This is a genomic window from Kribbella turkmenica (assembly GCF_004348725.1).
GTDB lineage: Bacteria > Actinomycetota > Actinomycetes > Propionibacteriales > Kribbellaceae > Kribbella > Kribbella turkmenica.
This window is the reverse complement of record NZ_SMKR01000098.1, coordinates 1-16,176: the sequence shown is the minus strand read 5'-3', so window position 1 is coordinate 16,176 and position 16,176 is coordinate 1. Positions and strand designations below refer to the sequence as shown.

Annotated in this window: 20 protein-coding genes; 12 read left to right on the top strand and 8 right to left on the bottom strand. The window is 70.2% G+C overall.

The genetic code is table 11. The features are described 5' to 3' along the window. The first annotated feature begins 23 nt into the window (after positions 1 to 23). A complete protein-coding gene (locus E1218_RS21850; RefSeq protein ID WP_132323035.1) occupies positions 24 to 503 on the top strand; it encodes a GNAT family N-acetyltransferase in 480 nt (159 codons plus the stop codon). Between the two features lie 89 nt (positions 504 to 592). Next, positions 593 to 1,411 (top strand): DUF3152 domain-containing protein, encoded by an 819-nt coding sequence (locus E1218_RS21845; protein WP_233712373.1) that lies wholly within the window; start codon positions 593 to 595, stop codon positions 1,409 to 1,411. On the opposite strand, the gene E1218_RS21840 is transcribed toward E1218_RS21845, so the two are convergent. Both E1218_RS21840 and E1218_RS21835 read right to left on the bottom strand, forming a co-directional pair. Next, positions 1,398 to 1,763 (bottom strand): VOC family protein, encoded by a 366-nt coding sequence (locus tag E1218_RS21840; protein WP_132323033.1) that lies wholly within the window; start codon positions 1,761 to 1,763, stop codon positions 1,398 to 1,400. The genes E1218_RS21845 and E1218_RS21840 overlap by 14 nt on opposite strands. Positions 1,764 to 1,835: 72 nt before the next feature. After that, positions 1,836 to 2,435, bottom strand: coding sequence for a MarR family transcriptional regulator (locus E1218_RS21835; protein ID WP_132323031.1), 600 nt, complete (start codon positions 2,433 to 2,435; stop codon positions 1,836 to 1,838). A gap of 368 nt (positions 2,436 to 2,803) precedes the next feature. Between E1218_RS21835 and E1218_RS21830 the strand changes: the two genes are divergently transcribed. Further along, the gene (locus E1218_RS21830; protein ID WP_012924486.1) at positions 2,804 to 3,034 is read left to right on the top strand and encodes a hypothetical protein; all 231 of its coding nucleotides are present in this window, start codon (positions 2,804 to 2,806) and stop codon (positions 3,032 to 3,034) included. A gap of 236 nt (positions 3,035 to 3,270) precedes the next feature. Here the strand turns inward: E1218_RS21830 and E1218_RS21825 are convergent, their stop codons facing one another. Both E1218_RS21825 and E1218_RS21820 read right to left on the bottom strand, forming a co-directional pair. Next, a complete protein-coding gene (locus E1218_RS21825; RefSeq protein ID WP_132323029.1) occupies positions 3,271 to 3,636 on the bottom strand; it encodes a VOC family protein in 366 nt (121 codons plus the stop codon). 66 nt (positions 3,637 to 3,702) lie between these two features. Then, the gene (locus E1218_RS21820; protein WP_132323027.1) at positions 3,703 to 3,960 is read right to left on the bottom strand and encodes a hypothetical protein; all 258 of its coding nucleotides are present in this window, start codon (positions 3,958 to 3,960) and stop codon (positions 3,703 to 3,705) included. Between the two features lie 287 nt (positions 3,961 to 4,247). Between E1218_RS21820 and E1218_RS21815 the strand changes: the two genes are divergently transcribed. Beyond that, positions 4,248 to 6,071 carry a histidinol-phosphatase gene (locus E1218_RS21815; protein WP_132323025.1) on the top strand — a complete coding sequence of 608 codons (1,824 nt, stop codon included), beginning with the start codon at positions 4,248 to 4,250 and terminating at the stop codon, positions 6,069 to 6,071. A 5-nt stretch (positions 6,072 to 6,076) separates the two neighbouring features. Continuing rightward, positions 6,077 to 6,649, top strand: coding sequence for a hypothetical protein (locus E1218_RS21810; RefSeq protein WP_132323023.1), 573 nt, complete (start codon positions 6,077 to 6,079; stop codon positions 6,647 to 6,649). Here E1218_RS21810 and E1218_RS21805 read toward each other — a convergent pair. Continuing rightward, positions 6,646 to 8,892: a HelD family protein gene (locus tag E1218_RS21805; RefSeq protein WP_202866129.1), complete on the bottom strand. Its 2,247-nt coding sequence runs from the start codon at positions 8,890 to 8,892 to the stop codon at positions 6,646 to 6,648. The two genes, E1218_RS21810 and E1218_RS21805, sit on opposite strands and share 4 nt — an antisense overlap. A 166-nt stretch (positions 8,893 to 9,058) precedes the next feature. Between E1218_RS21805 and E1218_RS21800 the strand changes: the two genes are divergently transcribed. Together E1218_RS21800 and E1218_RS21795 are read left to right on the top strand one after the other, a co-directional pair. Further along, on the top strand, positions 9,059 to 9,586 hold the full coding sequence (locus E1218_RS21800) for an NADPH-dependent FMN reductase (protein ID WP_132323019.1): 528 nt from the start codon (positions 9,059 to 9,061) through the stop codon (positions 9,584 to 9,586). A gap of 147 nt (positions 9,587 to 9,733) precedes the next feature. Beyond that, positions 9,734 to 10,753 (top strand): LLM class flavin-dependent oxidoreductase, encoded by a 1,020-nt coding sequence (locus tag E1218_RS21795; RefSeq protein ID WP_165949368.1) that lies wholly within the window; start codon positions 9,734 to 9,736, stop codon positions 10,751 to 10,753. Here the strand turns inward: E1218_RS21795 and E1218_RS21790 are convergent. Next, positions 10,740 to 11,240, bottom strand: a complete 501-nt coding sequence (locus tag E1218_RS21790; protein WP_132323018.1) for an Lrp/AsnC family transcriptional regulator — start codon at positions 11,238 to 11,240, stop codon at positions 10,740 to 10,742. The two genes, E1218_RS21795 and E1218_RS21790, sit on opposite strands and share 14 nt — an antisense overlap. A gap of 142 nt (positions 11,241 to 11,382) precedes the next feature. On the opposite strand from E1218_RS21790, the gene E1218_RS21785 reads away from it, so the two are divergent. Further along, positions 11,383 to 12,537, top strand: a complete 1,155-nt coding sequence (locus E1218_RS21785) for a trans-sulfuration enzyme family protein (protein WP_132323016.1) — start codon at positions 11,383 to 11,385, stop codon at positions 12,535 to 12,537. A gap of 20 nt (positions 12,538 to 12,557) precedes the next feature. On the opposite strand, the gene E1218_RS21780 is transcribed toward E1218_RS21785, so the two are convergent. Next, on the bottom strand, positions 12,558 to 13,130 hold the full coding sequence (locus E1218_RS21780; RefSeq protein WP_132323014.1) for a ClpP family protease: 573 nt from the start codon (positions 13,128 to 13,130) through the stop codon (positions 12,558 to 12,560). 126 nt (positions 13,131 to 13,256) lie between these two features. On the opposite strand from E1218_RS21780, the gene E1218_RS21775 reads away from it, so the two are divergent. From E1218_RS21775 to E1218_RS21765, 3 genes are read left to right on the top strand one after another with little or no spacing between them, the layout of a single operon-like run. Next, entirely contained in the window at positions 13,257 to 13,613 is a 357-nt protein-coding gene (locus E1218_RS21775) for a helix-turn-helix domain-containing protein (RefSeq protein WP_132323012.1), read from the top strand. A 3-nt stretch (positions 13,614 to 13,616) separates the two neighbouring features. Next, entirely contained in the window at positions 13,617 to 14,603 is a 987-nt protein-coding gene (locus E1218_RS21770) for a pyridoxal-phosphate dependent enzyme (protein ID WP_233712372.1), read from the top strand. A 19-nt stretch (positions 14,604 to 14,622) separates the two neighbouring features. After that, positions 14,623 to 15,021 carry a GNAT family N-acetyltransferase gene (locus E1218_RS21765; RefSeq protein ID WP_132323010.1) on the top strand — a complete coding sequence of 133 codons (399 nt, stop codon included), beginning with the start codon at positions 14,623 to 14,625 and terminating at the stop codon, positions 15,019 to 15,021. On the opposite strand, the gene E1218_RS21760 is transcribed toward E1218_RS21765, so the two are convergent. Next, the gene (locus E1218_RS21760; RefSeq protein WP_165949367.1) at positions 15,008 to 15,883 is read right to left on the bottom strand and encodes a hypothetical protein; all 876 of its coding nucleotides are present in this window, start codon (positions 15,881 to 15,883) and stop codon (positions 15,008 to 15,010) included. The genes E1218_RS21765 and E1218_RS21760 overlap by 14 nt on opposite strands. Positions 15,884 to 15,984: 101 nt before the next feature. On the opposite strand from E1218_RS21760, the gene E1218_RS21755 reads away from it, so the two are divergent. Continuing rightward, on the top strand, positions 15,985 to 16,176 hold a 192-nt coding region (locus tag E1218_RS21755; protein WP_202866130.1), incomplete at its 3' end, for a DUF4865 family protein.

Below are 16,176 nucleotides of genomic sequence, written 5' to 3'. Positions count from 1 at the left end.
GAAAAGTTCGGCAGGATGCGGTCGTGACCGAAATCCGGGTACGCCGGGCCGAGCCGGACGACGCGGACGCGCTGGTCCGGCTCCGCGGACTCATGCTCGCGGCGATGGGCGCCGACACCAGTGACCCGGAGGCACCCTGGCGGGCCATCGCCCGGCGGTGGTTCGCCGAGCAACTCCAGTCGCCCGAGACGTTCGCGGCGTACGTCGTCGACGATCCGGCGGTCGGGGTGGTCGCGGGAGCCGCGGGGAACGTGTACGTGCATCCGCCGGGTCCGAGGGATCTCTCCACTGTGCGTGGTCACCTGTACAACGTCAGCACCGAGCCGGACTTCCGCCGGCGGGGGCTGGCCAAGGCGTGTGTGGTCTCGCTGCTCGACTGGTTCCGTGACGAGACCGCCGTCGGCCAGATCGAGTTGCACGCCACGCAGGACGGGATCGACCTCTACCGCGGCCTGGGGTTCGTCGAGGCGCGCTATCCGACGCTGCGTCTCCGCCGGGGCTGAGCCGACGAGGTGTGGGTGGACAGGGGTTCTGGGCACACGGCAAGAACGGAGTGAGAATGCCCAGAGAGGCGCTGTGAGGAGCTCACCAGATGCGCCGTCGGAGTTTCGTCAGGATGACCGGGTTGGCGGTCGCGGTCGTGGTCGCGGTCGGAGCGCTGTACCAGCTACCCGCCAGCCTGTTCGGCCGGCCCGGCTATCCCGCCCGCCCGGCCGCCGAGACCGCGGCGGTGACGGAAGGCGGGGTGCCGGTCCGACCAGTCGATCCCGGCGATTTCGGCGACCGGTCCTCGGCGACGCCCGCGCGTCCGCTGCCGGCGATCACCTACCCGGCCCGCGGCACCGGCAAGTACGGTGTCCTGCCCGGGAACTCCGCGGTCATCGGCCGGTCCGGCCGGCTGTTCACGTTCCGGCTCGCGGTCGAGGGCGGCATCGACGGCGTCGACCGGACCGCGTTCGCGCAGTTCGTCCGGGCGACGTACGGCGCACCGCCGGGCTGGGCGTCCGGGGGGCAGTACCGCTTCCGGCAGGTCGGTCCGGGCGAGGAGGCCGACTTCACGCTGATGCTGGTGACCCCGGCGACCCGCGACCTCGTCTGCGGCGACGGCTACGACCGCTACACCAGTTGCCGGATCGGCGATCGCGTCGTCCTCAACGTCGCCCGGTGGGCGCACGGCATCCCGAACTACGGTGCCTCGCTGACGGCGTACCGGCAGTACATGATCAACCACGAGACCGGGCACCGGCTCGGCCGCGGCCACGAGCTGTGCCCGGGCCCGGGCCGGCCGGCGCCGGTCATGCAGCAGCAGACGCTCGGGCTGCACGGCTGTACGCCGTACTCCTGGCCCTACCGTGACGGCGTCCGCTACAAGGGCCGGCTGGGTCAGTACGACGACCCTATTCCTCGATGATCGACAGCACGTTGCCCGCGGGGTCCTTGAACCACGCGATCGGCGGGCCGTCGCCGCGGTGGACGCCGAGCTCGTCGTGCTTGTCGTCGTACCGCTCGAAGGTGACACCGCGGCCGGCCAGCTCGCGGGCGGCCGCCGCGATGTCGTCGACCGGGAAGTTCAGGATGGTGAACTCGGCCGGGACGTGGTTGTCCTTCGGGTAGACCAGCACCGGGACGTCGCCGGCGATGGTCAGCTGCAGCATCCCGTGGTCCTCGGTCACGTCGAGCCCGAGCGTGCCGCCGTAGAACTCCTCGGCGGCGGGGATGTCGTCAACGGAGAACCCGCTGTACGCCTTCGTGTCCTTGAACATCACGTACCTCCCTCAGTGGGGTGCTTTCACCAGGTACGTCGGTGCCGTCCGGACGACTTCGACATCGCGGAATCAGTTGTGCAGCGTCACCTGCGGGAGCGCCTGGGTGACCGCCGACGTGCCCGCGACGGACTCCAGGCCGTCGGCCACGGTGTGGAGCAGGCGGATCAGGTGGGCGGCGTCATTCGGCCCGAGGATACCGGTGACGACGTCGAGGACACGGACGGTGAGCGCGTCCAGCTGGGAGAGGCGTGCCTGGCCGAGCGAGGTCACGGTCAGTCGCGGGCCCGTCCGGACCATGCCGAGCGCTTCCAGCTCGGCGATCGCCAGCTCGGCCTCACCGGGGGTCGTCCCGACCTGTTCGGCGACCTCGTCCGCGGTGCCGCGGCCGTTCGCGATCGCGCTCAGAGTCAGGGCCGCCGGCATCTTCATTCCGACCGCGTCCTGCAGGCCGAGAACGAGTGGGTGGGCGTGGCCGCGGACGCGCTCGACCGCGTCGAGCAGCCGGAGCGCGTCACCGACGTCGCCGATCAACTGCTCGGTCTGGACGGCGGCGAGACCGTTCGACTCGACTCGCTCGGGTGCTTGTACGACCCCGTCGGCAACCCGCTCGGGCACCGCCAAGGACCGGGCCTCCGTCCGAGGCCTTGTTCCAGCGTCTTCGATGGTCACGCCGTCCAGCGTACGGACTGCTTCCGACAGCTCGGCGTGTCGTTCCTGAGGAAATCCTGTGAATGTGGCTGCCGGAATCATCCAAGGTCGGGGACCCGACCCCGGCCGGGCGGCGGACGCAGCCGGTTCGCTCCGATCAAAGGCGCTTTCAGCTGAGGACCTTTCAGCTGTAGCGGTATTCGAACAAAGGGTCGAAGGATCCGGTCCTGAGTGGTCTCGAAAAACTTATCCGAATCCTGATCAAGGCGTGACTTCGGGTCGGCATTCTCCGTTGGACCTGACGTGATGGTGAACCTACGGCGCACCGCCACCGCGCTCGCTCCGCGTATCCAGGCCGACCACCCTTCGAGCAACAGCCAGGAGGACCAGTGACAACCGCCACCGCCACCCAGACGTCCGAGCGCCGACGCGTCCGAGTCTGGTTCGGTGAGCACGTGATCGCCGACTACAACGCCGAGCCGGCGTTGGCCGAGCGGTACGCACACGCCATGAGTCGTCGGTTCGCCGGCCTTCGGGTCACCAACGACCCGATGCCCGCCGTCGACCGGCTCCCCGACCCCCTGCCCGGCGAGCGCATGTGGGACGTAGCACCCCGCTGAGAAGCACCCGGCATCATCACGCGTTCCGTATCTCACCAGACAACCCACCCGGACACGCGAACCGGTCGAGCACCTCACCTCGATCAACCGACGATGCCGTTGGCGGCAAGCGGGCGTTGGCGCTCTGCCCCCCGCTTGCCGCCGTTCTTCCCGACCGATGCGCCTGATCGAACCACCTGAACAGAAGACCCCGTCCGCACCGGTTCCCCAAGGCCGGTGCGGACGTTCCGTTGCGGTCAGAGGTTGGCGTAGTACTCCGGCTTCATCTGGATCAGCTGAACATAGTTGCCGTCCGGGTCGACCACCGTGGCGAACCAGCCGATCCCGCGGTCCTCCGGGTGCACCAGCCACTCGACGTCGAGCGTGCGCAGGTGCGCGGCCGCCGCCTCGATGTCGTCGACCGCGAAGTTCACGATGAACCGGCCCGGTTCGGGGGCCTTGGCGGCGACGTCGTCGCGCCGCTCGATCACCAGGCCGAAGCCGCCGAGGTTCAGGTTGCCGTAGCCGTCGACCTCGGCCCGGAAGCCGTCGCGGTACCAGGCCTTCAGCCGCTCCGGATCGGTGCTGCCGAGCAACATGCTGTTCAGAACGGGCTGTCCCATGGATTGATCCTTCGTCCGGAGAGCTGCCGATCAGCTCACCCACCGGGTACGTCGGAGCCGCCGGCGTCAGCTCGACATGGTGACGAACCGTTCGACGATCGGGCCGAGGACGTCCGGCTCGACGTCGTGTGGATGACCGTCCATCGTCAGCCGGCGGCCGTTCGGCAGCAGGTCGGCGACCACCTGCGCGGTGTCGCGGCGCCAGTCCCGGCTCTCGCCGCCGACGGCCCTTCGAGGACCCGCCCCCTCGGTGCGTACACCGTGTACGACGTCGCCACCCGCGACGAGGTCATCCGCTGGACCAAGCGCTTCATGGACCTTCACCGCCGGAACTGGCCCGGCTGGCAAGGCGGGTCCGGGATCAGCCAGGTCTTCGGCCCGGAACAGTAACCCGCACTCGGTCCCGCCCCGCGAGCCGGCAGCGCCATCAGTTCACCGGCCCGAGCACAGCCGCCGCGGACGATCCGGGCTCCGCCCGGCCAGCCGTCATCCTGCGCGGATGAAGTGCTGGAGCGCCGGGTTGTCCACTGTTGGTGTTCACCGGGGTGTCAGGTGGTGGTCATGGGACCGGGTGATGATCGCGGCGGATTCCGCCTCCGAGAGGACTGACGATGGGGCACGACCACCCGCACACGCACGACCACAGCCACGGTCATGGGCATGAGCATGGGCACAGCCATGAGCATGGGCACAGCCATGAGCATGGGCACAGCCATGAGCACGGACACAGCCATGAGCACGGGCACGGGCATCATCACCACCATCCGAACGCCGAGCTGGACGCGGCGACGTTGGCCGCGCTGGACGAGTCGGTGCCGGACAGTGACCTGTCGCCGGGTGAGGTGTCGCGGCGGGCGTTGCTGCGGTCGGCGGGGATCCTCGGAGGTACGGCGGCGCTGGCCGTCACCGGAGCGCAGGTCGCCGCGGCGACGACCGCGGACAGGGACGGTTGGATCTTCAGGCCGGGTGCCCGCCCGAACGTCTGGCTGGCCGGTGACCACCACATCCACACGCAGCTGAGCTCGGACGGCATGTACCGGGTGATCGACCAGGCCCGGCACGCGGCGGCGTACGGGCTGGACTGGCTGGTCATCACCGACCACGGCGGCGCGACGCACGCCCGGATCGGCGTCGACCTGGTCAACCCGCAGATCAAGGCGGCCCGCTCGGAGTTGCGGAACACGCTGATCTTCCAGGGCCTGGAGTGGAACATCCCGGCGGCCGAGCACGGCACGGTCTTCGTCGCCCCGGGCAGCCGCGAGGTCGACGTCCTGAAACAGTTCGAGAACTCGTACGACGGCAGCGTGCGGGGCGCCGGGGCGAACACGCCGGCCAACGAGGCGCTCGCGGTGTCCGGCATCCAGTGGCTCGGTCAGCAGGTGGACCGTCGCCGGGTCGCGGACGCGCTGTTCCTCGCCAACCACCCCGCGCGGAACGGAATCGACAGCCCGCACGAGATCCGGAACTGGCGGGACGCGGACTCGCGGATCGCGGTCGGTTTCGAGGGCGCGCCGGGTCACCAGGCGGCCGGCCTGCCGGAAGGGATCGGCGGTGCCAGCGCCCGCGGATATTACGGCAACTCGCCGAACGCGAACTCGTTCCCCGGCTACCCGGCGGAGAGCTACCGCACCTGGGGCGGCTTCGACTGGATGACCGCGACCGTCGGCGGCCTCTGGGACAGCTTGCTCGCCGAGGGCAAGCCATGGTGGATCAGTGCGAACTCCGACTCGCACGTGAACTGGAACGAGACGTCCCGGCGTCCCGACGGCTCGAGCCAGGCCCAGTTCGACCGCGACGGCCGCTACATGGACCCGGTCCACGGCACCACGATCAACCGGACCGCGGGCGACTTCTGGCCGGGCTACTACAGCCGCACGCACGTCGGTGCGGACCGGCGCGACTACCTCGCGGTGATGGAGGGCCTGCGCCACGGCAGGGTCTGGGTCGACCACGGTGCGCTGGTCAAGGGCGTCGAGGTCGAGGTCCGTGAGGTCGGCAAACGGCACGGCGAACCGCTCGGCGGAGCGTTGATCACCCGGAAGGGCCGTGCGCTCGAGCTCGTCGTCCGGATCACCGCGCAGACGATGCCGAACTGGGCGAACTTCGTCCCGACGCTCAACCGGGTCGACGTCGTCCAGGGCGCGGTCACCGGACCGGTGGCCGACCGCGACACGTTCACCGCGCCGAGGACCAAGGTCGTCCGGCAGTGGGACACGTCGGGCCGCCGCGGCACGTTCGAGCTGGTGTACCCGCTGGGCAAGGCGGAGGCGCCGTACTACGTCCGCGTCCGCGGCACGGACGGGAACCGCAGCCAGCCCGGGTACCTGGGCGCCGCGGTGGACCCGGCCGGGCCACAGCTCGACGTGGTCGGCGCCGCGGACCCGTGGGTCGACCTGTGGTTCTACACGAACCCGATCTGGGTCCTGCCCAAGTAACCACGATGATCATCGCGATCGACGCGGACAGCCGGGACACGGCCGAGGCCGACCACCTGTTGTACGAGCTGTTCGGTGTCGTGGACCAGCCGGTCGTCGCCTGCACCCACATGGTGTCAGGCGGCGACCGCCCGCACGTCGCCGTCTCCCTGATGAGCGCGGCCGACCTGGCTGACGACATCCGCGCGCACTTCGCCGAGCACCACGTCGGCCTGGCGATCACCCGTCCGGGCGCGTCCGAGCCGGAGCTCTCCGGCCCGAGTCACCTCGTCCGCGGTGCGTACGTCGCCGCCGTCGAAGCAGCCCTCGGTACGGCCGGCCGCGCCGTCCGCTGGCCCGGACACGAACAGGCCCACGGCGTCCTCCCGGCCGCGGAACTGCGTACCCGCTGCGGAATCGACCACCTCGAAGCCGTCGGCGACGTCTCCGTCACCGATGACACCCTGATCGACACCCGCGACTTCCTCCGCCCCCTCCGCCGCGGCGGCCGCCTCACCCTCCAACTCCAGCCCGCCGCCGGCAACCTCCTCATCCCCTTCGAACTCCAACACCAACAGAAGTGCTGCGCCGACCACTAACGCCGGGCGTCCCAAGCGGTGGAGGAGTGGAGTACCTCGGGGAGGGGGCCTACTACTCCGAGGCGTTGGGTGCAGCGGGTGAGGGCGACGTACAGGTCGCGCAGGCCGCGGGGGGACTCGATCAGGATGCCGTCGGGGTCGACGACCAGGACGGAGTCGAACTCGAGGCCCTTGGCGCCGGCGGCGCTGAGCACCGTCACGTCACTCAACTGGGAGACCGCCTCCTGCACCAGCTCGAGCCGGCTGCGTGACGTGATCACGCCGACCTGCCCGTGCTGCGTCTCCTCGGCCGCGACCTTCTGCACGTACGCCGCCTGATCAGCGGCCGCGATGTCGGCATGCCAAGGCTTGACCCCGGTCGACCGCACCGAATGCGGTGCTTTCGCGCGCGGATCGACCGCCCGCAGTACGTCGCCCGCCAGTTCCATCACCTCGGCCGGCGTCCGGTAGTTCAGCGTCAACTCGGCCAGCCGCCACCGATCGCCGAACGTCGGCCCGAGCGCACCCTCCCAGCTCGTTCCACCCCCGACGGCGCCGGTCTGCGCGACGTCCCCGACCATTGTCATCGACCGCAACGGACACCGGCGCGCGATCGCCCGCCACGCCATCGGCGTCAGCTCTTGCGCCTCGTCGACGATCACGTGCCCGTACGTCCAGCGCCGATCGGCCCCGGCCCGGTCGGCCAGCGTCCGGTCGTCCTCGGCCTCGTACCGCTCCGCGAGCATTCCCGCGTCCAGGATGTCCCTCGCGGTCAGCACCTCCGACTCGTCCTCGTCGTCGAAGTCGGTCGAGGCCGATCCGGTCAGCACGTCCAGCGAACCTTGGGCGTAAGCGATCGCCCGCGCCCGGGCCGCCTTCTCCCGGGCCGCATCGCGGCCGTCGTCCCCGAGCAGCTCGGCCGCCTCGTCCAGCAGTGGTACGTCGGACGGGCTCCAGTCGTCGCCGTACCGCAGAAGGTGTTCACGGTCGAGCACGCTCAGCTGCGGTGCGGCCAGAGCCAGCCGGTCCTCGTCGCCGTACAGGTCCTCGAGAAGTCGCTGCGGACCGAGCAGCGGCCAGAGCTGGTCGAGCAGCGCCTGGACGGCCGGCTCCGCGAGCACCTCCTTGCGCAGCTCAGCCAGGTCGTACTCGTCCAGCAGGTTCTCGCCGCCGAGCGGGTCCGCGCCGATCAGGTCGGCGTACTGGTCCGTCAGGTGGTCGACGATCTCGGTCAGGAAGAACGGCCGCGCCTGGTTGTGGGTGAGGTGACGCTCACGGACGCGCGCGCGGACGTCCGCGCAGTACGCAGGGTCGAGCCGGAGCACGGTCCGGTCAACGGTGACCTGGATCGGCCTCTCGGGAACCCACTGCCGGTCGGCGACCGCCTTCGCGATCACCTCGGCCATCACCGCGCGACCCTTCACCTCGGCGCTCTCCGCGTCCTCGGGCCGGGTCGCGGTGAGGCCGGGCATCAGCTCGGCGACGGTCACCAGCCGGACGCCTTCCTCACCGAGTGACGGCAGCACCTCGCCGATGAACCGCAGGAATGCCGGATTCGGCCCGACGACGAGAATTCCGCGCTTTTCCAACTGCTCACGGTGGGTGTACAGCAAATAGGCCGCCCGGTGCAGGGCGATCGCGGTCTTTCCGGTGCCCGGTCCGCCCTGGACGACCAGGATTCCGGGCAGTTCGGAGCGGATGATCCGGTCCTGGTCGGCCTGGATCGTCTGCACGATCGACTCCATCCGGCCGGTCCGCCGGGCGTTCAGGGCCGCGAGCAGGACCGCCTCGCCCATCACGCCGGTGCCGGGTTTGGACGCGTCCGGCGCCTCCCGGTCCAGGTCGAGGTGCTCGTCCTGGACGTCGATCACCGTGCGCAACCGGGTCTGGATGTGCCGGCGCCGGACCACGCCTTCGTTCGCGACCGCGGTCGCGACGTAGAACGGCCGGGCCGCGGGTGCGCGCCAGTCGACCAGCAACGGTTCGTAGTCGGCGTCGTGCAACCCGATCCGGCCGATGTGCAGGGTCTCGCCGCCGGCGTCGTCCAGGCGGCCGAAGTACAACCCCTCCTCCGCCGAGTTGAGCCGGGCCAGCCGGACGTTCAGCTCACGGATCCGGCCGTCGCGCTGGTGCAGCGCCTGCGCGTTGCGGGTCCGGACGAGTTGCTCGTCCTGCGTGCGAGCCTCGGCGCGCTCGCGCTCGGTGTCGAGCGCGGCGTAGAAGGTCGTCAGGTGAAACTGCTCGGCCTGGAGCGGATTCGGCAATTCAAACCCCTTGTGATAAAATGCGACCCGTTGGTTCCCGGAGGACATTTCTGCATTTCCTCCGGTGGTAGCCACAAATCCCTGAGTTTATCCCGGATGCGGCCTTTTCTGCACTGCCCGTCCACGGCTTGACCTCAAGTTCTGTTGAGGTACTAGCGTTCCGGACGTGACCGTTCACCCGCTGCGGCTGGCCCTGCTCACCCGCACCGTCGACCCCGGTCGCTTCGGCACCCTGGTCACCCGCTGGTTCGCCCGCGAGGCCGAGCGGTCCGACGACTTCAAGCTCGACCTGATCGACCTGAGCGCGGTACCGCTGTCCGAACTGCCCGCGAGGATCGACGATGCCGACGCCGCGGTGATCGTGACGGCCGAGTACAACCACGCCTACCCGGGTGACCTCAAGACCGCGATCGACGCGGTCCGCCGGCCCTGGTACGGCAAGCCGATCGCCTTCGTCGTGTACGGCGGCCGCTCGGGCGGGCTGCGGGCCGCGGAACAGCTCCGGCTGGTCTTCGGCGAACTGCACGCGGTCACGATCCGCGACACCCTCGGCTTCCACGAGACCGACTTCGGTGCCGACGGTGAGCCGACCGATCCGACGACGCCGGCGGCCGCCGCGGCCCTGCTCCGCCAGCTCGCCTGGTGGGCCCGGCCACTGCGCGACGCGCGCAACCAAACGCCGTACCCCGCCTGACCGCCTCGCCCGCCGGCCTCCGGTGGGTAGGCCCACCAGCGTGTGGGTTTGTGACCCGGAATCTCGTTGGCCAACCCACTCTCTCGTGGGCCAGCCCATCGGCCGAGCCTGGAATAGCCGCCGACCGGGCGTGGTTGCTGGTTCTACGTGACTGCCGAACCGCTGCCGCTGTCCGTGCTCGACCTCTCGCCGGTTCCGACCGGATCGCGTCCGTCGCAGGCGCTGCACGAGACGCTGGAGCTGGCGCGGACCGCCGAAGCCGCCGGGTACACCCGCTTCTGGCTGGCGGAGCACCACAACATCCCGAGCGTGGCCAGCTCGACTCCCGAGGTGATGATCGCGGCCGTCGCCGCGGCCACCTCGCGGATCCGGGTCGGCTCCGGCGGCATCATGCTGCCGAACCACTCGCCGCTGAAGGTCGCCGAGACGTTCCGCGTGCTGGCCGGTCTGCACCCCGAGCGCATCGACCTCGGCATCGGCCGCGCACCGGGCACCGACCAGCGGACCGCGCTCGCACTCCGCCGCAGCCGCGAGGCGCTGGGTGCGGACGACTTCCCCGAGCAGTACGCGGAGCTGCGCGCGTACGCCGAGGGCTTCCCGGCCGGTCACCCGTTCGAGCCGATCTCCGCACAACCGGACGACGTACCACTGCCCCCGGTGTGGATCCTCGGCTCCAGCACGTACGGCGGTCAGGCCGCGGCCGCACTGGGAACGGGATTCGCGTACGCCGGTCACTTCGGCACGCTCGACCCGGCCGGTGTGATCGCGTCGTACCGGGAGAACTTCCAGCCGTCGGACCACCAGGCCGAGCCGCACGTCATCCTCGCGTTGGCCGCCATCGTGGCCGACACCGAGGAGCGCGCGCAGCACCTGGCGCAGGCCAACGCCCTGTCGATGCTCCGCCTTCGCTCCGGTCGCCCGGGCCCGCTCCCGTCACCCGAGGAAGCGGCCGCCTACCCGTGGAGCGACGCCGAACGGGCCGCGGTCGAGGAGTGGTCCGGCCTGGTCTCGGTCGGTACGGCGGACCAGGTGGCCGCCGATCTGTCCCGCCGGGCCAGGTCCGCCGAAGCCGACGAACTCATCATCACCACGAACATCCACAACCCGGCCGAGCGCCGTGAGTCGTTCACCCGACTGGCTTCCGCCTGGGGGCTCAAGCCCCGCTAGCGCCCCGGACGTGCTCGAAGATCAGGCTTGTCTCGGCGTGGACGACGGCCGGGTCGGCGGTCAGGTGGTCGAGGACGAACTCGCGGAGGGCGTCCGGCGACGCCGCCGACACGTGCAGCAGGTAGTCGTTCGCGCCGCTGACGTGGAACAGCGACAACACTCCCGGTAGGCCCGGCACTTTCGTCCGGAACCGGTTGATCTCGTCCCGCGAGTGCGCGCCGATGCGCACCGCGACCAGGGCCTGCAACGGCTGCCCGAGCGCGCCCAGGTCGACGTCCGCGTGGAAGCCCCGGATCACGCCGCGGTCCCGCAGCGACCGAACCCGCATCAGGCAGGTCGACGGCGCGATCCCGGCGGCCTCCGCGAGCGCGTTGTTCGGCATCCGGCCGTCGGCCGCGAGCAGCCTGACCAGCTCCCGGTCCACCTCGTCGAGCCCGTCGGGCGCCGCGCGTGGCGCGGGCCCCGGGGGTCGACGATCCTTCGGCATGACACCACTGTAGGACTCCTCCACAGAATCCACAGCGTGTGGATGAGCCTGTGGATGAAATTTCTTCGGAACTCTTGCGGTTCATCTGCAGAAGATTCCATCCTCGTCGCCGAGCACCCAGTGCAGCGAAGGGGAGGCAGGCATGACCCAGCTCGACACCCGGTCGGTGCACGCCGGCCGCGACGACCTGACCGCGCTCGGCGTCCACGTCCCGCCGATCGACCTGTCCACGACCTATCCGCTCCCCGGTGTCGCCGCCGGCGGGACGTCGTACGATGCGCTCTCCCGGGGCAACGGCCCGGACGGCGGCAGCCTCGTCTACCAGCGCCTCTGGAACCCGACCGTCGCGCGGTTCGAGGATGCGCTCGCGGACCTCGAGCACACCGAGGGCGCGGTCGCCTTCGGGTCCGGTATGGCCGCGCTCACCGCCTGCCTGCTCGCCACCGTCGCCGCCGGCCGCCCCCACGTGGTCGCCGTCCGGCCCCTGTACGGCGGGTCGGACCACCTGCTGTCCACAGGTCTCCTGGGTACGACGGTCAGCTACACGTCGGCCACCTCGATCGCCGGGGAGATCCGGCCCGAGACCGGTCTGGTGATCGTCGAGACACCGGCGAACCCGACGGTGGACCTGGTGGATCTCGCCGCCGTGAAGCGGCAGGCGGGCGACGTACCGGTGCTCGTGGACAACACGTTCGCGACACCGGTCCTGCAGCAACCGGCTCGTCACGGGGCGAGCCTGGTGCTGCACTCGGCAACCAAGTACCTCGGCGGCCACGGAGACGTCATGGGCGGCGTCGTCGCGGCCGGCGCGGAATGGATCGCCCGGTTGCGCCAGATCCGGGCGGTCACTGGTGGCCTGCTGCACCCGTTGGCGGCGTACGAACTGCACAGGGGACTGCAGACGTTGCCGGTGCGAGTGCGGGCGCAGCAGGCGACCGCAGCCAAGGTGGCGGACTGGCTCTCCGCCCAGCCGGCGGTCTCGGAGGTGTTCTACCCCGGTCTGTCCGATCCGCTGGAGCTGATCGGTCGCCAGCAGGCCGGTCCGGGCGCGATCCTCGCCTTCAGGGTGGCCGGCGGCTACGGAGCCGCCGCCCGCGTGGCCGGCGGCGTGAACCTGATCACCCACGCGGTCTCGCTGGGCGGGGTGGACACCCTGATCCAGCATCCCGCCGCCCTGACCCACCGCCTGGTCGCCGTCGAGGCCAAGCCGTCCGACGGCCTCCTCCGCCTGAGCCTCGGCCTGGAGGACCCCGAGGACCTGACCGCCGACCTCGCCCAGGCCCTGGCCCAGGCCTGAGCCCCTCCTCTCCACTCCTTCTAAGCCGGCACCGGCGTGGGTCGCGTGAGTACGCGATCGATGATCCCGTAGTCGCGGGCCGCGTCCGGGGTGAACCAGCGGTCCCGGTCGAAGTCCGTCTCGATCCGGTCCAGCGGCTGCCCGGTGCGGTCCGAGATCAGCCGCGCCAGATCCTCGCGGGCCTTGATCGCCTGTTCGGCCTGGGTCTTGATGTCGGACGCGGTACCGCCCATCCCGCCGGTCGGCTGGTGCATCATGATCCGCGCGTGCGGCAGCGCGTACCGCTTGCCGGGCGTCCCGCAGGTCAGCAGCACCTGACCCATCGACGCGACCAGTCCCATCGCGTACGTCGCCACGTCGTTGCTGATGAAGTTCATCGTGTCGTAGATCGCCAGCCCGGCCGACACCGAGCCGCCGGGGGAGTTGATGTAGAGCGAGATGTCCGCCGTGGGGTCTTCCGCGTTCAGCAGGATCAGCTGCGCGCACAGTGCGTTGGCGTTCTCGTCCTTGATCTCGTCGCCGAGGACGAGGATGCGCTGCCAGAGCAGCCGCTGGTAGATGTGGGTGTCGAGGGTGTTGGGTAGCTCGCTCATGCTTTTCAGCCTCGCGCGGAGCGCCCGGATCCGGTCAGGAATCTGCCCCTGGCAGATCTGCCCACCGCAGACCCGGCCGGGATGGCACACTCGGTACAGGACATCCGCAGGCGAGGAGGGCCGGACGTGTTGCTACGCCAGGTGATCGGGAACGTCTTCCGCCGGTTACGGCGCGAGCGCGGGATCACCCTGCGCGAGCTCGCCGAGCTGGCGCAGGTGTCGGTGCCCTACCTGTCCGAGATCGAGCGCGGCCGCAAGGAGCCGTCGTCCGAGATCCTCGCCGCGATCTGCCGGGCGCTGGACCTCGAGCTGACCGACCTGCTGACCGAGGTGCAGTTCGACCTGGCCACCGCGGTCCGGTCGACGCTGCCGGTCCGCCTCCAGACCGCCGCGATCCGGGTCGAGGAGTCGGCGCCGCGCCGGATCACCTCGTCCCCGCGGGCGTACTCCGGATCCGCCGACGCGTTCTGCCTGGTCGCCTAGCTGGTGCGTCGGTACGACAACCCGGCCGCGCGGGCCTGGCGGACGACGCCTGCGCCGGCGGAGGTGCTCGCGTTCCACCAGAGCCTGCCGGGTTATCGCCCGACCCCGCTGACACCGGTGCCGTCCCTGGCCGCGGACCTGGGCGTCGGCCGGGTCCTCGTGAAGGACGAGTCGCGGCGGCTCGGCCTGCCCGCGTTCAAGGCCCTCGGCGCATGGTGGGCGATCCACCGCGTCCTGCGGGACCACCCGGGGCCGGCGGAACTCGTCACCGCCACCGACGGCAACCACGGTCGCGCGGTCGCCCGCCGGGCCGCGATGCTCGGTCTGACTGCCCACGTGTTCGTCCCGGATGTGGTGAGCAGTGCGGTGATCGAGGCCATCCGCAACGAGGGTGCGACGGTGACCGTCGTACCTGACTCGTACGACGCCGCGGTCGCCGAGGCGGCGTCGTACGCGGTGGACGGCCGGCTGCTGATCCAGGACTCCGCCTGGCCTGGATACGAGGTGGTGCCGCAACACATCGTCGACGGCTACTCGACGCTTTTCCGCGAGATCGACGTACGGCCCGATCTCGTGGTTGTGCCGATGGGCGTGGGGTCGATCGCTCAGGCAGCCGTCACCCACTACCGCAGCGGCTCGTCCACACCCGCCCTGATCGGTGTCGAGCCCGCGACGGCGTCCTGTGTGACCACGAGTCTCCTGGCGGGCGAGCTGCTCACAGTTCCCACCGGCAAGACAGTCATGGCCGGCCTGAACTGCGGTACGCCGTCCAGCCTCGCCTGGCCCGTGCTGCGGTCGGGCCTCGACCACGCGGTCACCGTCGAGGACGACGAGGCACTCCGGGCTGCGAGCGACCTCGAAGCGGCCGGAATCTCCTCAGGTCCCAGCGGAGCTGCCACGCTCGCCGGCCTCCGCGCGGCGCGTGACTACCTCGACCTGAACGCGGACAGCACTGTCGTCCTCGTCAGCACCGAAGCAGCCCACGACTAAGCCGAGGTGGTGGTTCGTCATGTCCGTCGAGTTGGTGGTGCGGTTTCAGGTCGACGACCGGAAGTTGTCGACGCTGCACGCAGTCGCCTTCGGCGGCGACGTCAAGGTGCAGGCGTGGCGGGAGCGGTTGGAGCGCTGGGCGCTGACCTGGGTGGGCGCGTTCAGCAACGACGAGCTGATCGGGTTCGTCCAGGTGTGCTGGGACGGCGGTGCACACGCGTTCGTGCTGGACACCGCCGTCCACCCCGACCACGGGCGACAGGGGATCGGGAAGCGGCTTGTGCTGGCCGCGGCCGACGAGGCGAAGGCGGCCGGGTGCGAGTGGCTGCATGTGGACTACGAGCCGCACCTGACCGCCTTCTACCTCGACGCCTGCGGGTTCCGCCCGACGGACGCCGGCTTGCTCAAGCTGAGATAGCGGTCAGCCACTCGGTCGAGATGCAGGATGTCAGGCACCGTTCCTTCGCGTCCCCGAGCAGATCCGCGGTCCAGGTGGTGAAGCCGCCATCGCCGAGCCCGGAGCCGTTGGACGCGATGCCGAGCGCCGTACCGGAGTAGTAGCCGGCGCTCTTGGTCCGGGCGGTGTCCTCCACGAGGTCGGTCTTCAGCGCCGGGCGGACGGTGTCCTCGATCCGCTCGCGCACAGCCGACTGGGTGAACGTGGTGTAGGTGAGCTCGGCGGAGTCACCCAGGACGTCGTGCCAGAACCGCAGGTGGTCGATCAGCATCTCCGCCTCGGTCCGCCCCGACCCGGTGTCCCGCGCACTCGACACCAGTGCGAACAGCTCGAAGTGCGCGAACATCCCCGGCCCGTCGGGCGCCTGTGCCCGGACCACTCGTTGACATGCCGCGAGATCCACCCGCGCCTGACCGGCCCGGCGCCGGACGGCGGCCTCGATGGCGAGTTCGTTGGTCGGATCGCTGGCAACCTCGGTGCCGCGCATCGTGGTCAGGATCTGGTGCTGGTTGATGGTGGCGACCGCCGAGCACGTGCCGAGCGGGGTCACCGGTGACAGTGCGACACCCGCGAACCGCTCGGGCAGCAACTCCCACAGCCGCTGCTGGGTCCGCACGAGTCTCCGCGGGTCCGTCGCCGACGGCCGCACGAACCGATCTTGCTGCCACCGCTGCAGCACCCGGGCCGGCGTCAGCTTCGCCGCCCGCTCCCGGCTCACGTCCAGCAGCACCGACTGCAGATCCGATGGACTCAACCCGCCGGTCAGCACCTCCCGGGTGCCTTCGGGCAGCTTTCCCCAGACTCGTGCGTTCACATCACCCATCTGCCTACTGTGACCGAATCCCTGCTGGGTCCGCTCCTCAATTCCGGGCTGTACCTACTAGTATGTTCGGACGTCGATCGAGAGGGTGAGCCGTGGACGCGATGCAGTACGAGATCACGTTGCCGACGGACTACGACATGGGGATCATCCGGCGGCGGGTGGAGACGACCGGGCACCGGATGGACGACTTCGAGGGGCTCGGGGTGAAGGCGTACTTGGTCCAGGACCGGGCGAACGGGGCGATGGTCAATCAATACGCGCCCTTCTACCTGTGGAACGACTCGGCGGGGATG